At 63.2% G+C, this 16,928-nt stretch carries 16 protein-coding genes; 11 read left to right on the top strand and 5 right to left on the bottom strand.

What is annotated here, in order from left to right; genetic code table 11:
* Nucleotides 1-64: 64 nt before the first annotated feature.
* From CCOS864_RS27525 to CCOS864_RS27490, 8 genes are all read left to right on the top strand, one after another.
* Nucleotides 65-1,351 carry a hydroxymethylglutaryl-CoA reductase, degradative gene (locus CCOS864_RS27525; protein WP_115089554.1) on the top strand — a complete coding sequence of 429 codons (1,287 nt, stop codon included), beginning with the start codon at nt 65-67 and terminating at the stop codon, nt 1,349-1,351.
* Nucleotides 1,351-2,262: a hydroxymethylglutaryl-CoA lyase gene (locus tag CCOS864_RS27520; protein ID WP_115089553.1), complete on the top strand. Its 912-nt coding sequence runs from the start codon at nt 1,351-1,353 to the stop codon at nt 2,260-2,262. The genes CCOS864_RS27525 and CCOS864_RS27520 overlap by 1 nt, the downstream gene beginning before the upstream one ends.
* Nucleotides 2,263-2,320: 58 nt before the next feature.
* Nucleotides 2,321-2,797, top strand: coding sequence for a hypothetical protein (locus CCOS864_RS27515; protein WP_115089552.1), 477 nt, complete (start codon nt 2,321-2,323; stop codon nt 2,795-2,797).
* On the top strand, nt 2,794-4,182 hold the full coding sequence (locus CCOS864_RS27510) for a tripartite tricarboxylate transporter permease (protein WP_115089551.1): 1,389 nt from the start codon (nt 2,794-2,796) through the stop codon (nt 4,180-4,182). The genes CCOS864_RS27515 and CCOS864_RS27510 overlap by 4 nt, the downstream gene beginning before the upstream one ends.
* A gap of 92 nt (nt 4,183-4,274) precedes the next feature.
* Nucleotides 4,275-5,528, top strand: coding sequence for an OprD family porin (locus tag CCOS864_RS27505; RefSeq protein WP_115089550.1), 1,254 nt, complete (start codon nt 4,275-4,277; stop codon nt 5,526-5,528).
* 122 nt (nt 5,529-5,650) lie between these two features.
* Nucleotides 5,651-6,562: a class I SAM-dependent methyltransferase gene (locus CCOS864_RS27500; RefSeq protein WP_115089624.1), complete on the top strand. Its 912-nt coding sequence runs from the start codon at nt 5,651-5,653 to the stop codon at nt 6,560-6,562.
* A 233-nt stretch (nt 6,563-6,795) separates the two neighbouring features.
* A complete protein-coding gene (locus tag CCOS864_RS27495) occupies nt 6,796-6,984 on the top strand; it encodes a hypothetical protein (RefSeq protein ID WP_115089549.1) in 189 nt (62 codons plus the stop codon).
* Between the two features lie 128 nt (nt 6,985-7,112).
* On the top strand, nt 7,113-9,500 hold the full coding sequence (locus CCOS864_RS27490) for a DUF3772 domain-containing protein (RefSeq protein ID WP_115089548.1): 2,388 nt from the start codon (nt 7,113-7,115) through the stop codon (nt 9,498-9,500).
* A 106-nt stretch (nt 9,501-9,606) separates the two neighbouring features.
* On the opposite strand, the gene CCOS864_RS27485 is transcribed toward CCOS864_RS27490, so the two are convergent.
* On the bottom strand, nt 9,607-10,173 hold the full coding sequence (locus CCOS864_RS27485) for a cupin domain-containing protein (protein WP_115089547.1): 567 nt from the start codon (nt 10,171-10,173) through the stop codon (nt 9,607-9,609).
* Between the two features lie 220 nt (nt 10,174-10,393).
* Between CCOS864_RS27485 and CCOS864_RS27480 the strand changes: the two genes are divergently transcribed.
* Nucleotides 10,394-11,722: a cation:proton antiporter gene (locus tag CCOS864_RS27480; RefSeq protein WP_115089546.1), complete on the top strand. Its 1,329-nt coding sequence runs from the start codon at nt 10,394-10,396 to the stop codon at nt 11,720-11,722.
* Here CCOS864_RS27480 and CCOS864_RS28305 read toward each other — a convergent pair whose 3' ends face one another.
* Nucleotides 11,723-11,869 (bottom strand): hypothetical protein, encoded by a 147-nt coding sequence (locus CCOS864_RS28305; protein ID WP_166675683.1) that lies wholly within the window; start codon nt 11,867-11,869, stop codon nt 11,723-11,725.
* Between the two features lie 88 nt (nt 11,870-11,957).
* Nucleotides 11,958-12,689 carry a TraX family protein gene (locus tag CCOS864_RS27475; RefSeq protein WP_325175825.1) on the bottom strand — a complete coding sequence of 244 codons (732 nt, stop codon included), beginning with the start codon at nt 12,687-12,689 and terminating at the stop codon, nt 11,958-11,960.
* 138 nt (nt 12,690-12,827) lie between these two features.
* Here CCOS864_RS27475 and CCOS864_RS27470 point away from each other — a divergent pair, with 138 nt between their 5' ends.
* Nucleotides 12,828-13,130, top strand: a complete 303-nt coding sequence (locus CCOS864_RS27470) for a hypothetical protein (RefSeq protein WP_115089544.1) — start codon at nt 12,828-12,830, stop codon at nt 13,128-13,130.
* On the opposite strand, the gene ptrR is transcribed toward CCOS864_RS27470, so the two are convergent.
* Nucleotides 13,108-13,995: a putrescine utilization regulator PtrR gene (gene ptrR, locus CCOS864_RS27465; protein WP_115089543.1), complete on the bottom strand. Its 888-nt coding sequence runs from the start codon at nt 13,993-13,995 to the stop codon at nt 13,108-13,110. The two genes, CCOS864_RS27470 and ptrR, sit on opposite strands and share 23 nt — an antisense overlap.
* 103 nt (nt 13,996-14,098) lie before the next feature.
* On the opposite strand from ptrR, the gene CCOS864_RS27460 reads away from it, so the two are divergent.
* A complete protein-coding gene (locus CCOS864_RS27460; protein WP_115089542.1) occupies nt 14,099-15,490 on the top strand; it encodes an aldehyde dehydrogenase family protein in 1,392 nt (463 codons plus the stop codon).
* 12 nt (nt 15,491-15,502) lie between these two features.
* Here CCOS864_RS27460 and pdxR read toward each other — a convergent pair whose 3' ends face one another.
* Complete coding sequence (gene pdxR, locus CCOS864_RS27455; protein WP_115089541.1) at nt 15,503-16,915, bottom strand: MocR-like pyridoxine biosynthesis transcription factor PdxR; 1,413 nt, start codon at nt 16,913-16,915, stop codon at nt 15,503-15,505.
* Nucleotides 16,916-16,928: the final 13 nt, after the last annotated feature.

The following is a 16,928-nucleotide window of genomic DNA, read 5'->3' as shown; positions in this document are numbered from 1 at the left end:
TGCCGGAACAGATCGGACTAGGGTGGCGCCAACTCACAACAATAACTGCAAGAGAGCCCTCCCCATGAGCATCGACTCCCGCCTGCCCATGTTCCGTGCCATGTCGCCCACTGAACGCCTGAGCCACTTGCAAGAGGTGCTTGGCCTTCCTCAGGAGGACGTTGCCCTGCTGAGCGATGCCGGCGCATTGCCGCTGGAAATCGCCGACGGCATGATCGAAAACGTGCTCGGTACATTCGAATTACCCTACGCGGTGGCCAGCAACTTCCAGATCAATGGCCGCGACGTCATCGTGCCGCTGGTGGTGGAAGAGCCTTCGGTGGTCGCCGCGGCCTCGTTCATGGCTAAGCTGGCGCGCGACGCCGGGGGCTTCCAGACCTCCAGCTCGCTGCCGTTGATGCGTGCCCAGGTACAGATCGTCGATATCGACGACCCCTTCAATGCCCGCCTGAGCCTGCTGCGCCGCAAAGACCAGATCATCGAGCTGGCCAACCGCAAGGACCAGTTGCTCAACACGCTCGGCGGCGGCTGCCGTGACATTGAAGTGCATACCTTCGCCCAGAGCCCACGCGGGCCGATGCTGGTCGCCCACCTGATTGTCGATGTGCGCGACGCCATGGGTGCCAACACCGTCAACACCATGGCCGAAGCGGTGGCGCCGTTGCTGGAGGAAATCACCGGCGGCACGGTACGCCTGCGCATCCTCTCCAACCTGGCCGACCTGCGCCTGGCCCGGGCACAGGTGCGCATCGCCCCTGAACTGCTGACCACCGCCGCCTACAAGGGCGAGGAAGTCATCGAAGGCATCCTCGATGCCTACCACTTCGCCGTGGTCGATCCCTACCGCGCCGCCACCCACAACAAGGGCATCATGAATGGCATCGACCCGTTGATCGTCGCCACCGGCAATGACTGGCGCGCAGTGGAAGCCGGCGCCCATGCCTACGCCTGCCGCCAGGGCCATTACGGCTCGCTGACCACCTGGGAAAAAGATCGCCAGGGGCATCTGGTCGGCACCCTGGAAATGCCCATGCCGGTCGGGCTGGTTGGCGGCGCCACCAAGACTCACCCCCTGGCGCAACTGTCACTGCGCATTCTCGGGGTGAAAACCGCCCAGGAACTTGCCGAAATCGCCGTAGCCGTTGGCCTGGCGCAAAACCTCGGTGCGCTGCGGGCATTGTCGACCGAAGGCATACAACGTGGTCACATGGCCTTGCACGCGCGCAACATTGCCCTATCGGCCGGCGCCCGGGGCGAAGAGGTCAACTGGCTGGTCAAGCAGATGGTCGAGGCCCGCGACGTGCGCGCCGACAAAGCGGCTGAACTGCTCAAGCACAAGCGGGCGCAGTAATGGACGCTGTACGGCTGGTCGAAGTCGGCGCCAGGGATGGCCTGCAGAATGAAACGCTGACGCTGTCGCCGCAGACCCGGGTGCGGTTGCTGCAAAGGTTGGCCGACGCCGGGTTGCAAACCCTGGAGGCCGGGGCGTTCGTTTCGCCTCGCTGGGTGCCGCAGATGGCCGGTTCCGATGAAGTGTTCAAGGCATTGCCGGTGCGCCCGGGTGTGACCTGGACGGCGCTGGTGCCCAACCTCAAAGGCCTGGAGGCGGCAATAGCGGCAGGTTGCCGGGAGGTTGCCGTGTTCGCGGCGGCCTCCGAGGCGTTCTCGCACAAGAACATCAACTGTTCGATTGCGCAAAGCCTGCGCCAGTACCAGGAGGTCATGGTGCGCGCCCGCGATGCCGGCGTCAGGGTGCGCGGCTACGTGTCCTGCGTCATGGCGTGCCCGTTCACAGGCCCGGTCAAACCTGAAGCCGTGGCGGCCGTGAGTGCTTCACTGTTCGGGATGGGCTGCTACGAAATCAGCCTGGGCGACACCCTTGGCACCGGGACACCGGCGGCGACCAGGGCGCTGATCCAGGCCTGTCGCCAGGTTGTACCGGTGAGCGCGCTGGCCGGGCATTTCCACGATACTTACGGCATGGCGATCGCCAATATCCATGCGGCGCTGGAGGCCGATGTCCGGGTCTTCGACAGCTCGGTCGCCGGCCTGGGCGGTTGCCCGTATTCGCCAGGTGCCACGGGCAACGTTGCCAGCGAAGACCTGGTGTACCTGCTCGACGGCTTGGGCTTGAGCCACGGCGTCGATCTTCAGGCACTGATCGATACCGGTGAGTTCATCAGTGCCGAACTCGGCCGGCCAACGGCATCCAGGGTAGCCCGTGCCCTGCTCGCCAAACGTAGCCTGGGCACAATGCGATAAGCGCTATCTCTTCACGTTCATAACAATAAAAGCCCGCAAGGGCAGTGGGAGAATCTAGATGAAACCCGAACTGTTCGAAGTCTGGGGCGACACCGTGGAGGGTCGCCACCTGGTCTACTCCATCGCCATCGGCGCAACCGTCAGCCTCGGCGCCTTTTTCACCGCGCAACAGCTGCTGGTGGGTTGGGTAGAGTCGCTGCAGATGGCCCGTGCCTACGCGATGCTGGTCGGCATTGTCGGCTGCCTGGCCGGCGGCGCCATCAGTGCCGCGCTGTTCAAGCCCAAGCGCAATGTCGTCGAGCACCTGGCAGACCCCGCCTGGCGGGCGAAAATCCTCGTGGAGCTGGAGAACGAATTCGGCCCCCTTGGCAGTCTGGCTGACCTGCCCGCGGCGACGATTGCGGAGCTGCGGGAGATGGATCTTTATGATCTGTTCGCCGATTACGAGAAAGGCCTGAACGCGCCCCCGCCAAACCCTGATGTGTCACCTGCCGTTGTTGTGCGCGCAGCAAGTGTCAATGGAGGCCGGTCATGATCGCTCTGTTGCTGGATCAACTGCTGATCGCCCTGGGCATGGGTATCCTCGGCGCGGTGATATTTGCCGGGATCGGCCTGATCTCCGGCAGCGATGAAACCACTACCCTCGCCCCGCTGACCTTGCTGGTGGTACTGCTGGGCGTGCCGGCAGCCGGTGTGCTGACGTTCTTCCTGGCGGGCGCCGTGGCCAAGCACATGACCCATGCCGTACCGACGGCATTGCTGGGTATTCCGGGCGACACCATGGCGACGCCACTCATGCGCGAGGCGAATTTCTTGCGCAACCTGGGCGTCCCGCATATTGCCCTGCGCAAGATGATTTCCGGTGCGGTGATTGCTGCCTTGATTGCGGTGCCAATGGCGGTGTTGTTCGCGGTGATGCTTGCGCCGTTCGGCGACATGATCAAACACGCTGCGCCTTGGGTGTTCCTGTTGGCGGCAGTTGCCATCGCCTGGTTCTCCAAAGGCCGCCTGGCCGCTGTACTGACCTTGATACCCTTCGTCATGGTGATTGTCGGCCTGCAAAGCCTGACCGCGCAGTACGGAGTCAAGCTCAGTGTCAGTTACTTCCTCGGCATTGCCATCGGCCCGTTGATTGCCGCGCTGTTCTCCCTGCTCGCGCCGGCCGAGCGCGCCGCCATGCGCCGCCAGGAACTGCGCACGTTCTCCTTGTCGCCGGATGTAAAAAGCTGGGGCGGGTTCTTTCCCAACCCGCTGCGCGTACTGGACAGCAAACAGAGCCTGTGGACGGCTGTCACCGCCATCGTCTCCAGCGCTACCTTCGTGTTCAGCCCGGTGGCCATGACGGTGATCATGGGCGAGGCCGTCGGCTCACGGGTCAAGCATGTCTACCATCGCCTGACCACGGTCATCACGGCGCGCAATGGCGTCACCGAATCCACCTACCTCGCCGAAGCCCTGATTCCGCTGATTGCCTTCGGCCTGCCCCTGAGCCCGGTCGCCGCCGGCCCGGCAGCGCCACTGTTCAATGCGCCGCCGCGCTTCAGCGTCGATACCGCCACCGGCCAGGTGAACAACCTGCACTCGATGCTCAGCACTTGGGAGTTTCTTGGCTACGGCATGTTGGCGGTGGTGGTGGCCATTCTGATCGCCTACCCCTTCACCATGAATTACGCGCACCGGGCGGCCTCCTATGTGTCGCGCAAGATCAGCCATGAAGCGGTGATCGCCACCTTTGTCGGCCTGATCCTGGTGATCGGCATCTGGGAAGGGGGCCTGCTCGGTTTGCTGGTGATTGTCACCATCGGCCTGTTGGGCGGATTTCTCTCACGCTTTCTGGGCTTCAACATTGGCGTGCAGTTCATGGGCTACTACACCGCCGTGCTAACCGTTCCGGCCCTGGTTGCCTTGCTGGGCGCGTAACCCCCCTCCCCCCGTAACCGCGGACACCATCATTTTTCGCAGCCTTTGCGCTGCGAGGGCGTCCTGCGCTCAATAGAAAGGAAATAACAATAATGAAAATCCTTGTACGCGGCAAAACACCAGAACTTGCGACCCTGTTGCTGTGCTCGACGGCCTCGCTTGGGGTGGCGGCAGCCGGCCTGGTCGACGACACCAGCGCATCGCTGAACCTGCGCAATTTCTACCACAACCGCAATTTCGTCGACCGCGCCTACCCCCAGGGCAAGGCCGAAGAATGGACGCAAAGCTTCATTTTCGATCTGCGCTCAGGCTTCACCCAGGGCAGCCTGGGCTTTGGCGTCGACCTGCTGGGGTTGTACTCGGTCAAGCTGGACGGCGGCCGCGGCACGGCGGGTACGCAACTGCTGCCTGTACACGATGGCGGCAGGCCAGCAGACGATTTCGGCCGCCTGGGTGTCGCGGTCAAAGCCAAGTACTCGGCCACTGAACTGAAAGTCGGTGAATGGGCATCCCTGCTGCCTATCCTGCGCTCCGATGACGGCCGCTCATTGCCACAGACCTTTCGCGGGGCGCAGATCACCTCGCGGGAAATCGAGAACCTGACCCTCTATACCGGCCAGTTTCGCGGCAACAGCCCGCGTAACGACGCCAGCATGGAGCGCCTGTTCATGAGCGGACGCCCCGACGCCACTTCGGACCGTTTCAACTTCGCCGGCGGCGAGTACCAGTTCAATGACAAGGCCACGCAGGTGGGCCTTTGGTATGCCCAGCTTGAGGATATCTACCAGCAGCAATACCTGAACGTGATCCATAGCCAGGCCGTCGGCACCTGGCGGCTGGGTGCCAACCTGGGTCTGTTTCTTGGCGATGAACACGGTTCGGCGAAAGCCGGGCAGATGGACAATAAAACCGCATCCTTGATGCTTTCCGCCAAAACCGGCGGGCAGACTTTCTCCCTGGGCTTGCAGCGGGTATATGGCGAGACCGGCTGGATGCGGGTCAACGGCACGGCCGGCTACCCTTTGGCGAACGATACCTACAACTCCAGCTACGACAGTGCCCACGAGCGTTCGTGGCAACTGCGTCACGACTTTGACTTCGTCGTACTGGGCGTGCCGGGCCTGACCCTGATGAACCGCTACCTGTCCGGTGACCATGTGCACACCAGCGCCACCGACCATGGCAAGGAATGGGGGCGTGAGTCGGAGCTGGCTTACGTTTTCCAAAGCGGCCCGCTCAAGGACCTGTCGGTGCGCTGGCGCAATTCGACCCTGCGCCGGGACTTCAGTACCTACGACATTGATGAGAACCGCTTGATCGTCAATTATCCGATCAAGTTTCTGTAGGCCGGGCGGCGGGGATGGCTCAACTATTTTCCATCCCTGCCGATAGCCTCGTTGCGTGGGCCAGATGCTCGGTTTGGCATTTATTTTCAGAGGGAATACGAGTCGATATGAACGTGAACGGTATGGCGTTGGCCAACAAGTATTGTCAGGGTTCCGGCCTGGAAATCGGTGCCGGCAGCCATAATGCTTTCTACTTGCCGGACTGCCTCAATGTGGGGCCTTGTGACGGCGAGTCGTTTCTGTATCCGCTCGATCTGAAAGACTTCAAGCTCTACGCAAACGAACAGGCCAACTACCAGACCGAGCCCGCCCGGATCGACGCACTGGGCGACTTCACCGACATTCCGTTCGCCGACGAAACCTTCGATTACCTGATCAGTTCGCACGTCATCGAACATGTGCCGAACCTGTTTGCGGCCTACATCGAAGCCTCGCGGGTGGTAAAGAATGACGGCGTGTTCTTTTGCATATTCCCGAAAAGAAACGCCGACCCCAATGACCGGGTTCGAGCGCTGACCACCCTTGAGCACATGATCGATGCGTACGAAAAGCGCATCGACATGAGCCAGATGGATGAATACAACTGGCGCGGCCACTACCACGTGTTCTCGTTGCAAAGCATGCTGCGGGCAATCAACCTGATCAACTCTGTGGGGCTGGGGCACTGGTTGATCGAAGGCGTCGAAGAGACTGATACGAAAGTCGGCAATGGCCATACTGTTGTATTGAGAAAGCAAGTCGGCCTGTCGGCCCTGACATACAAAGAGTCCAGTCAGTTCAACGATGAACTCAATGCCCGGATTCAGGCGCAAGACCTGGAAGGTGCGCTGCACCTGGTCAAGGTCGCGCTGTCGTTCGACTTCTTCAACCCCCATAACCTCTACCTGGCCTTCGCCCTCAGCTGCCAGCTGGACAATGCTCGCGAAGGGCTTGAGTTCCTGCGTCAAGCGTTGATCCTTACCCCTGAAAATGAAGAGTTCCGCAAGCTCTTCGTCCAGATGACAGGTGGCCCGTTCATCAATCCTGTGCATTAAGCACCCAGGGCACATGGCTCATCGTTACACTCAGGTTAACGATGAGCGATGCCCTGCCTCACCTCCGTTCATCGCAAACCGGCAGCGCCTGCCCGTTTATTGACAAGGATGGCGTACGGATTGCAAAGGCTGGCGCTCGCCGTCGTGAAGCGACGTAATCCTGACGCGACGGCGAATCAACCTAACGCTTATGGACGCCAGCAATAGCCTTGCTCGGTCACCGGAGATGTAACGTGTCTACTCTCAATGAAATCGCAGCCAACCACGCCCGGATGACCAACGCAGTGGCAGGCGGCACGACCGAGCGCCAGCCGCTGTTGGTGGTGAGTTTCGAGCCCCCTGCCCTTGATGGGCAACAGCCTGTACCGTTGCACCTGGTCCTGGCACCCCAGGCCCCCACCCACTTCACTTGCCCGTCATAAACCTCGCGGGTTCCCAGGGCAATGAGGGTTTTGCCTGACGTGCAGATGACTGCAAATTGATCCCGCGATCAACCGCTGATGGCCTACCCTCAAAAGCTGGGAGATCAACAACCATACAGGGCATTACCATGCGCAATGCTTTGAAGATCATCGGCATCATTGCCCTTACCCTGCTGCAGCCGTTTGCCCTCGGGCAGGCAGCCGAACCGCCAGCGCCTGCGACGGCCAATGCTGCGGTTCCTGCGGTGAAGGTGACCCAGAACGACCTGCAAGCCTTGCAACTGCGCCTGGACAGCCTCAAGCAGCAGATTTCCCAGGCCAACAACTACAACCAGCTTGAAGGCCCACAAGACCGGCTGCAGGCGCTGATCGTCGATATCGACCGCCTGTCCACTGCGCTCCTGCCTGAGCAGGCACAACTGCGCGCGCAACTGGAGGTGCTCGGCCCGGCCCCGGTTGAAGCCCTGGTGCCGGGCAAGTCGGACATCGCCGCGCAACGCACGGTACTCACCGAGCAAAAAAACACCCTTGATACCACCCTCAAAACGCTGGAGACGCTCAAGGAAAGCGCCACCAACCTGCTGACGCAGATTTCCGGCATTCGTCGCAGCATGCTCGAAAGCGAACTGACCCTGAGCACCCACAGCCTGCTCAACCCTGCATTCTGGTCGCCGGTACTCAACCCTTCGCCTGACGACCGCCAACGCTTGCAGGCGTTCTTCAATGAGCTGGGCGTGACCGCCGGGGCCGTCTGGCAGCCGGGTCAGCGTTTCTCCACGGTGGTGCTGGTGTTGCTGGCCCTGTTGACCTGGACCCTGGGCCGCCGGATGGTGGAACGCTGGCTGGCCTGGGCGTGCATGAACCGCGTGCCCGAAGGCCGCCTGCGGCGCAGTTCACTGGCCCTGGCCTCGGTGCTGGCGACCCTGCTGGCCACCGGCATTGCCCTGGAGCTGCTGTTTTACGCCTGTACCCGCCACCTGCCGTTGCCGTCGATGCTGGCGACCTTCTCCCAGGAGTTCGAGAAACTTGCCTACACCTGTGTGCTGATTACCGGGTTGAGCCGGGCGCTGCTGTCGACCCAGCATCCTTCCTGGCGCCTGCCGGATATCGCCGATCCGGTGGCCCTGGCATTGCAGCCTTATGCCCGCTGGCTGGCCGGTGCCTTGCTGGTGCTGGTGACCCTGGTGCAGATCTCCAATGCCGCCGGCATGAGCAACCAGCTGGTCATCGCTGGCCGAGGCATTGCCGCGCTGGTGATCACCGGCCTCATCATCGCCCTGCTGGTGCGCACCAGCACTACCCGCCGGGCGATGGCCGCCGCCGGGGACGCGCCGGAAGCCGCGTCGACCATGGCCGGGCTGATCTACACCATTGCCAGCATCGCCATGGTCACCTCGGTGATTGCCCTGCTCACCGGCTATGTGTCGCTGGCGCGCTTCGTCACCTATGAGGTGGTCTGGGTGTTTATCCTGCTGGCCGGTTTCTACTTGCTGATGCAGGTGTTCAAGGACGGCTGCGAGTATGTGTTCTCGCCCCGCCAGGCCAGCGGCAAGGCGCTCAAAGAGCTGCTGGGCATCGGTGACCGGCGCCTGGACCAGGTCGAAACGCTGATCTCCGGCTTCGGCCGCGCCGGGCTGTTGCTGCTGGCGGTCATCACCCTGTTCGTCGGCGGCATCGGCACCACTCTGGGGCAACTGATCAGCAACATCGTCGCGTTTCTCGGCGGCGCCGGTTTGCGTCAGTTCAACATCATCCCCGGGCACCTGTTCAATGCCGTATTGGCCCTGGTACTGGGCATTTACCTGATCCGCACCCTGCGCCGCTGGCTGGACAACGAGTTCCTGCCCAAGACCGACATGGACCCGGGCATGTGCGCCTCGCTCAGCACCCTGTTCGCCAACATCGGCTATGCCCTGGTGATCCTCCTGACCCTGTCGTCGCTGGGGGTGAAATGGACCAACCTGGCCTGGATCGTCAGTGCCCTGTCGGTGGGGATCGGCTTCGGCCTGCAGGAAATCGTCAAGAACTTCGTCTCCGGCCTGATCCTGCTCACCGAGCGCCCGGTCAAGGTTGGCGACCTGATCAGCATCAGCGGGGTCGAGGGAGATATCCGCCGCATCAACGTGCGCGCCACCGAAATCCAGCTGAGCGACCGCTCCATCGTCATCGTGCCCAACTCGCAGCTGATCTCGCAGAACCTGCGCAACGTCACCCTCGGCGGCAGCGCCCAGGGGGTGGCGACGCTGGAGCTGGTGTTCCCCCTGGACATTGACCCCGAGCAGGTGCAGACCCTGCTCTACGACACCTACTGCGAGCACGAGACCATCCTCGACAAGCCTGCGCCGTTCGTGCGCTTCAGCAAACTCACGCCCGACGGCATTACCTTGACGGTGACCGGCTACGTCAGCAGCCCGCGGATCGTCGGCACCACCAAGAGTGACCTGCTGTTCGAGATTCTCAAGCGGTTGGGCGCGGCGGGTATAGAGCTGGCCAAGCCGACGGCCCCGGCAACCTGAATTGCCTGTCCGCTCAGGTGTTGCCTGGATTACGATCACGGGGCAAGCCCGCTCCCACAGGTTCGGTGGGCACAGATACATTTGTGCGGGAGATCGACCGGATGGGCTAGCGAGCCTCAGGAGCGCTGGCGGCAGACCATGCCGAGTTGAGCATGCCGGCGCGGCCCGTGACCGGGTCGCCATCCGGCATCGCCACCCTGGCGATCCGCGCCTTGCTGGGCCCGTGGTTGCTGCTGGCGGGCCTCTGGATGTCGTAGGCCTCCTGGCCCTGCGGGTAGGCCCCCACCACCAGGAAATCTTCGCTGCTCTCCAGGCAGCAGTGGCCGGTGCCAGCGGGTAGCACCAGAACATCGCCACGGCCAATGCCAAGGGTGAGCCCGCTAGGCCCGCCGAGGATCACCCGGGCATTGCCCTGGGCGACACCCAGGGCTTCATGGGCGTTGGAGTGGTAATGCTGATAATCGAAGATGCCCGCCCGCCACAGTGGGGTCCATCGGTTGCGCGCGAACAGGGTTTCAAAGAAGCCTGCGTTGTCGGCCTCCTTCTTCATCGGCAAATGATAAAGCAGCACCGGCAAACGGCTGTTCGGCGTCGTGCCGTCGTCGGTAAAGTACAGAAAGCGCGGGTGGCTGGGCCGTGGTTGCGGCTCGGTAGAGTTGTCTGCTGGGTTCATCTGGCACCCCCACGGGGTTCTGCCCCGCACTGTTCGCCGGGTTCCTATAAGTAAGATCCCCGAAGCCTGCCTGTCGTTCAGACGTCACTGGTCGCAAGGCCGCTACCGGCTCCCACACCATATCCCTCATCTGGTCGGGAATCATCAGGCCAAAGGAACATTTCGTATGGCTGCAGCGCTCTAAGCTGTACGAAAGGGTCCGGCCATTCGAGGCGCAGCGATGAGTTTCATTCTCTGGATGGCCGTACTGGGTGTCGTGCTGCTGGCCTTGGCCCTGGCCGCGTCCTATCTGCGCTGGTTGCCGGTCACCACCTCGGCGGTGTGCCTGGTGCTGGGCATCGCCATTGGCCCCTCGGGCCTTGGGCTGCTGCAACTGGACCTGGTGGCAGCGGCGCCGTGGATGGAGCACCTGACCGAAGTCGCGCTGCTGTTTTCACTGTTCGTCAGCGGCCTCAAGTTGCGCCTGGCCCTGAGCCGACGCCTGTGGCGCGTTGCCTTTGGCCTGGCGGGCCCGGTCATGCTGTTGACCATCGCCGGCCTGTGCCTGCTGTTGCACCTGTTGCTCGACCTGCCCTGGGGTGTGGCACTGTTGATTGCGGCCATTCTGGCGCCTACCGATCCGGTGCTGGCTTCGCTGGTGCAGGTGAGCAATGCCCAGGACGTGGACGCGGTGCGCTTTGGCCTTTCCGGTGAGGCCGGGCTCAATGATGGCGTGGCCTTCCCTTTCGTGCTGCTCGGGCTACTGATGATCAGCCCGCGGGAACTGAATGCCGCCACGCTGCTGCACTGGACCCTGTACGACCTGCTCTGGGCAGTGCCCGCCGGCCTGATGCTCGGCTACGCCATGGGCCGTGGCCTTGGCCGGGTGACGCTGGCCTTGAGCATCCGCAACGAAGACAGCACGGTATCACCCAACGATTACCTGACCCTGGCCTTGATCGCCCTGGCGTACGTGGGGGCGGAGATGATCGAGGGTTACGGCTTTCTCTCGGTGTTCGCCGCGGGTCTCGGCCTGCGTCAGGCCGAAGTCAGCTCCAGCGGCAGCGCCTCGGTGCCCGCCGAGCATCGGGTGCAACCCGTAGTCGGCCACCAGCACCTGGAACCCGATCAGGCCGTGCATGGCGATACCGCGGCGCTGGACGACAGCGAAGTGGCCGCCGGCATCATGATGGGCGACATGCTGGCCTTCGGTAACCTGGTGGAACGGGTGATGGAAGTGTTTCTGGTGACCCTGCTGGGCATCGTCCTGGCGAGCCATTGGGACTGGCGAGCGGTGACCGTGGGGCTGATCCTGTTTGCCGCAATCCGGCCGCTGGCTGTGTACCTGCTACCCTGGAGGACGCTGCTCAATCGCCAGCAGCGGCTGCTGACGGGCTGGTTCGGGATTCGCGGCATCGGCAGCCTGTACTACCTGTTCTATACCTTGAACCTGGGCTTGCCGGTATCCGTTACGCGGGAGTGCACGGGGCTGGTCCTGTCGATCGTGGCATTGAGCATTGTGGTGCATGGCCTGACGACCCAGCCGGTGCTGGCCAGGTACCCACATTAGTCACTCATCGCTGTCGCGGTCATGCTGGCGAGCAATGCTCTCCTCGCGCCGACGGCGCCGGGACACGGCAGCGCCCCAGGCCAGTACCCCGACAGAAGCGACCAGCATCGCTGCCAACAACAAGTAGCCCCAGTGAATGTTCATCATGCTGCGATACCTGGGGCCCTGAGCAAGCCCTCACTGATCGATATACCTGGATCCGCGCAACATCGACCGGTGAGCCAGTACATTGAACTCAAGTATAGTCAATGCCGGCAATCAGTTTGATCAACGCCAGATGCAACGGATAGAACCCGTATCCCCAGCGGCCGACCCGCCATAGGTTCCCCTGCCATTTCAGCCGAACCACGATCAGCCCCAACGGCGCAGATATAAACGCGGTGCCCAGGGCCATGAGCGCAATCGCGTGCAGCGGATGCTCGCGAAGCCACAGGTCGGTCAGGTTCGCCGCCAGCGCCAACAGGGCGGGCAGCAGCCAGGCCACTGACCGGTAGCGCATGGCCAGAAGAAAAGCGCCAGGCAACAACACACCCGGCACGCCGTACATCAAGCGACCGGACGCCAGCGTCGCGGCCACTGCCGTTGCCAGTGCCAACAGGCCTGCCGCGCGGGTGCGATGATGCAGCCCCCAGGCGATCAGCAACCCCAACGCCAAAGTCGGCATGACATTAAGCGTCGGCGAAGGGCCATTGAGCCAGCGATAAGGCCACTCCGACAGCAGCGCGAAAACCACCAACCCTCGTACATACCGGACATTGCCGGCGCTAAACACTTGCCCGGGCATGCTGCGTGCAACGTTGGCGGCTATCGCCAGGCAGAACCAGGGAAACGCCAGGCGGCCAACGACAAACAGCCAGTGCTCGGCCGGCCAGACAAAGCGCAGGTGATCGGCGACCATGGTGATGATTGCCAGCCACTTGAGCAGGTCCAGGCCACTGTCGCGCGGGGCTGTTCGCTGTTCGGACATGTCCATCCCGGTAGAACCTGTGCGGCATTTGACAATGCCACACCCGGGTGTCCATCGCCTGCAGTTTGTCGGCTGGGCTGGCAAAAGGTCGCAAACATCGATTACTGTATATGCATACAGCAACAACGAGTAACCATCATGAACGACTACGATGAAGACTTCGCCACGCCGGACTCACCGACCCTGGTGGAAATGTGGAAGCATCAGGTGGTGCTGATGACCAACGAAGCCGAGTACCTGAACACCGAATTGCTCAAGGCGCGGCAGAACATTGCCAAGCTGGTGGCGATCAATGCCCAGCTTGCGGATCAGTTGCGTGGTGTGCGCAGCGCGGACAACCTGGCGCCATCGAACCTGTGGGAGTCGGCCTTGCCGGCGATCGAGCGCACAGCGCTCGAAAATCCAGGCGCCGCACACTTCACTGCGCCTCCTCGACCTTGAGCACCTCGCCGCGTGCCTCCAGCAACTGCACAAACGTCCTCAAGCTGCGCGATACCGTACCCCGCCGCCATACCAGCCAGGTGCGCAGGTAACGAAAGCGCTGCGACAACGGCCAGACACTCACCGTGCTGCACCCGGGCATACTTTCGAGCATGCTGCGCGGCATCAGTGCCAGGCCGGCACCGGCGCTGACGCAGGCGAGCATGCCATGGTACGACTCCATTTCAATGATCTTGCCCGGCACCGCCTCGTCCTGGGCAAACCAGCTTTCGAAGTGATGCCGGTACGAGCAATTGGCGCGAAAGGCGTAAATGGTCATGCCATTGACCTCGGCGGCGCGGGTAATCGGCGCATGGTTCAGCGGTGCGATCAGCACCATCTCTTCGACAAATACCGGTACCCCCTCCAGTGCCGGGTGCAGCACCGGGCCATCGACGAACGCGGCACTCAGGCGCCCGGCCAGCACACCGTCGATCATCGCCCCCGACGGGCCGGTGGTCAGGTCCAGCTCGACCTTGGCGTAGGCCTGGTTGTAAGCCGCCAGCAGCGTCGGGATACGCACGGCGGCGGTGCTTTCCAGCGAGCCGAGGGCGAAGGCGCCTTGCGGCTCGTCACCGGCCACGGTCAGCCGCGCCTCGGCCACCAGGTCGAGAATGCGCCGGGCATAGTCGAGAAAATTCCAGCCCGCCGGTGACAGGCGCAAGCGGCTTTTCTCGCGGATGAACAGCTCGGCACCCAGTTCCTGCTCCAGTTGCTTGATCCGCGTGGTCAGGTTCGACGGCACGCGGTGGATGTGCTGGGCCGCAGCACTGATGCTGCCCTGCTCGGCCACCGCCTTGAACATCTCCAGTTGCACCAGGTCCATCGTCATTCTCTCTGCGTGAATGTTTTGCTCAGTATTATTCAGTTTCAGGCAAAGATACAACGCAGTAGTCTGAAGCCGTTCTCCTCCCATCAGGACCGCCGTGATGACCGCGATCAACTTCCAGACCCATGCTTTGTCGATCAACCCCGCCAGCGGCGAGCAGATCGGCCATTACGCCTATGAAAGCGCTGCCGTCCTGGATGCCGCCCTGGCCCGGGCCGCCACCGGCTTTGCCGCCTGGCGCCGCACGCCGGTAGCGGCGCGTACCGACCTGCTGCTGGCCCTGGCCGGCGCCCTGCGCGACAACATCGTGGCCATGGCGCGGATGATCACCGATGAAATGGGCAAGCCGGTCGCCCAGGCCCAGGGCGAAATCGAGAAATGCGCCCAGTTGTGCGAATGGTATGCGGCCAATGGCCCGGCCATGCTCCAGGCCGAGCCTGCCCAGGTACCTGCTGGCCAGGCGCGCATCGAATACCGCCCGCTGGGCCCGCTGCTGGCGGTGATGCCGTGGAACTTCCCGATCTGGCAGGTGCTGCGCGGTGCAGTACCGGCGCTGCTGGCCGGCAACACCTATGTGCTCAAGCACGCGCCGAACGTGATGGGCAGCGCCTACCTGCTGCTCGATGCATTCAAGCGCGCCGGCTTCCCTGAAGGAGTGTTCGAGGTGATCAACGTCACTCCGGACGGCGTCTCCAAGGCCATTGCCGACCCGCGCATCGCCGCCGTGACCCTGACCGGCAGCGTACGGGCCGGCACCGCCATCGGCGCCCAGGCCGGTGCCGCGCTGAAAAAATGCGTGCTGGAACTGGGTGGCTCCGACCCGTTCATCGTGCTCAACGATGCCAACCTCGATGAAGCGGTAAAAGCCGCGGTGATCGGCCGCTACCAGAACACCGGCCAGGTCTGCGCCGCCGCCAAGCGCCTGATCGTCGAGCAAGGCGTGGTCGAAGCATTCACCCGCAAGTTCGTCGAGGCCACCCGGGCCCTGGTCATGGGCGATCCGCACGCCGCCGACACCTACATCGGCCCGATGGCGCGCTTCGACCTGCGCGAGGAGCTTGACCAGCAAGTCCAGGCGACCCTGGCCGAAGGCGCAACGCTGCTGCTCGGCGGTGGCAAGGCCGAAGGCAACGGTAACTACTACCAGCCTACCGTGCTGGCCAACGTCACCGACCAGATGACCTCGTTCAAGCAGGAACTGTTCGGCCCGGTGGCCTCGATCATCAGCGCCCGCGATCCCCGCCATGCCCTGGAACTGGCCAACGACAGCGAGTTCGGCCTGGCCTCGACCATCTACACCAGCAACGCCGCGCTGGCCGAGCAACTGGCCGATGAGCTGGACACCGGCGGCGTGTTTATCAACGGCTACTGCGCCAGCGACCCGCGCGTGACCTTCGGCGGCGTGAAGAAAAGCGGCTTTGGCCGTGAGCTGTCGCACTTCGGTGTGCGCGAGTTCTGCAATGCGCAGACCGTGTGGGTGGATCGCAACTGACATCCGCCACGGTTAAAGGTCCATCGCCAGGCGTAACTGCCTGGCCAGCGCAACGGCCTGTTCGCGGCTGGCGACATTGGTAAAGCCGAGCAACAGAGCGTGCCGTTGCCCCGGCCCGCGATACCAGCCAGAAAGGGGTTCGATCGCCAGGCCAAGGTCCCGCGCCCGCCTGGCGATCGTGCAATCGTCGCCCCCGCCGCTCAGATGCGCCACCAGGTGCATGCCCGCCGCCTTGTTGTCCAGTTGCAGGTGCTCGCCCAACTCGGCCTGCAAGGCGTCGACCAGGTACCGGCGCCTGTCGGCATAGAGGCCGCGCATTTTTCTCAAATGCCGGGCAAAGTGCCCTTCTTCGATAAAGGCGCTCACCGTCGCCTGCAACAGGTGCGGGCAGTGGTTCTGCATGTCCCCCACCACGGTGGCGAAGCGCGCCACCTGGGCCTGGGGAACCACCAGATAGGCCAGACGCAGGCCTGGCGCCAGCACTTTGCTGAAGGTGGCGCAGTACAGTACCCGCCCCTGGGTGTCGAGGCTCTTCAGTGCCGGTACCGGGCGGCCGCGGTAGCGGTATTCGCTGTCGTAGTCGTCCTCTATGACCCAGCTGCCCTGGCTGCTGGCCCATTCCAGCAGGCGTTGGCGCCGGGGCAGCGAGAGCGTGGCCCCGAGGGGGCTCTGGTGATGGGGAGTGACCAGGGCGAAGCGCGCGTCCGGGGCCAACGCCATACCGGCTTCGACATCCAGGCCGTCGCCATCCACCGGAACCGGGACCAACTGCGTCCGGGCTTGCTCAAGAAAGCGCCTGGCCTGGAAGTAGCCCGGGTCTTCGAACCAGCAGCGATCGCCATCGTGCAGCAGGCTGCGGCATATCAGGTCGAGGCAGGCTCGGTACCCGGCGCAGATGAAAATTTGTTCCGCTGTGCAGGAAATCCCCCGTGACACCCCCAGGTAAATAGCCAGGGCCTTGCGCAGTGCAAGGTGCCCCTGAGGATCTGGGTACACCAGACCATCCAGGCCGCCCTGGCGCAAGGCGCGACCGACCAGGCGCGTCCACAGCTTGCGCGGGAATGCGTCCAGCGCTGGCAAGCCAATCTGCAAAGGCATGGGTACAAGTGTGGAAGGACCCGGAGCGGTCGGTGGCCGCTCGAGCCGCTGCACACCGACAGCAACCGGCGTTGTACTGAGCAAGGGCGCTACCACCGTACCGGCCGGCCCTCGGGCTTGCACATAGCCTTCACCGCCAAGCATCTGGTAAGCCGCCTCGACCGTCCCACGCGCGAGGTTGAGTTCCGCTGCCAGGGCCCGGACTGACGGCAGACGCTCGCCAGGCTGAAGGCGTCCGGCACTGATGGCATCGCGAAAGCGCAGGTAGAGCTGACGGTAGATCGGCGTCGCCGCCTGTGGGTCGAGTGGCGGGTAGGTGTTCGGCATGTCCTAGTCGTTT

The sequence above is a fragment of the Pseudomonas wadenswilerensis genome (assembly GCF_900497695.1).
Taxonomy (GTDB): domain Bacteria; phylum Pseudomonadota; class Gammaproteobacteria; order Pseudomonadales; family Pseudomonadaceae; genus Aquipseudomonas; species Aquipseudomonas wadenswilerensis.
The sequence above is the reverse complement of the archived record's forward strand: the minus strand, read 5'-3'. Positions and strand labels throughout refer to the sequence as shown.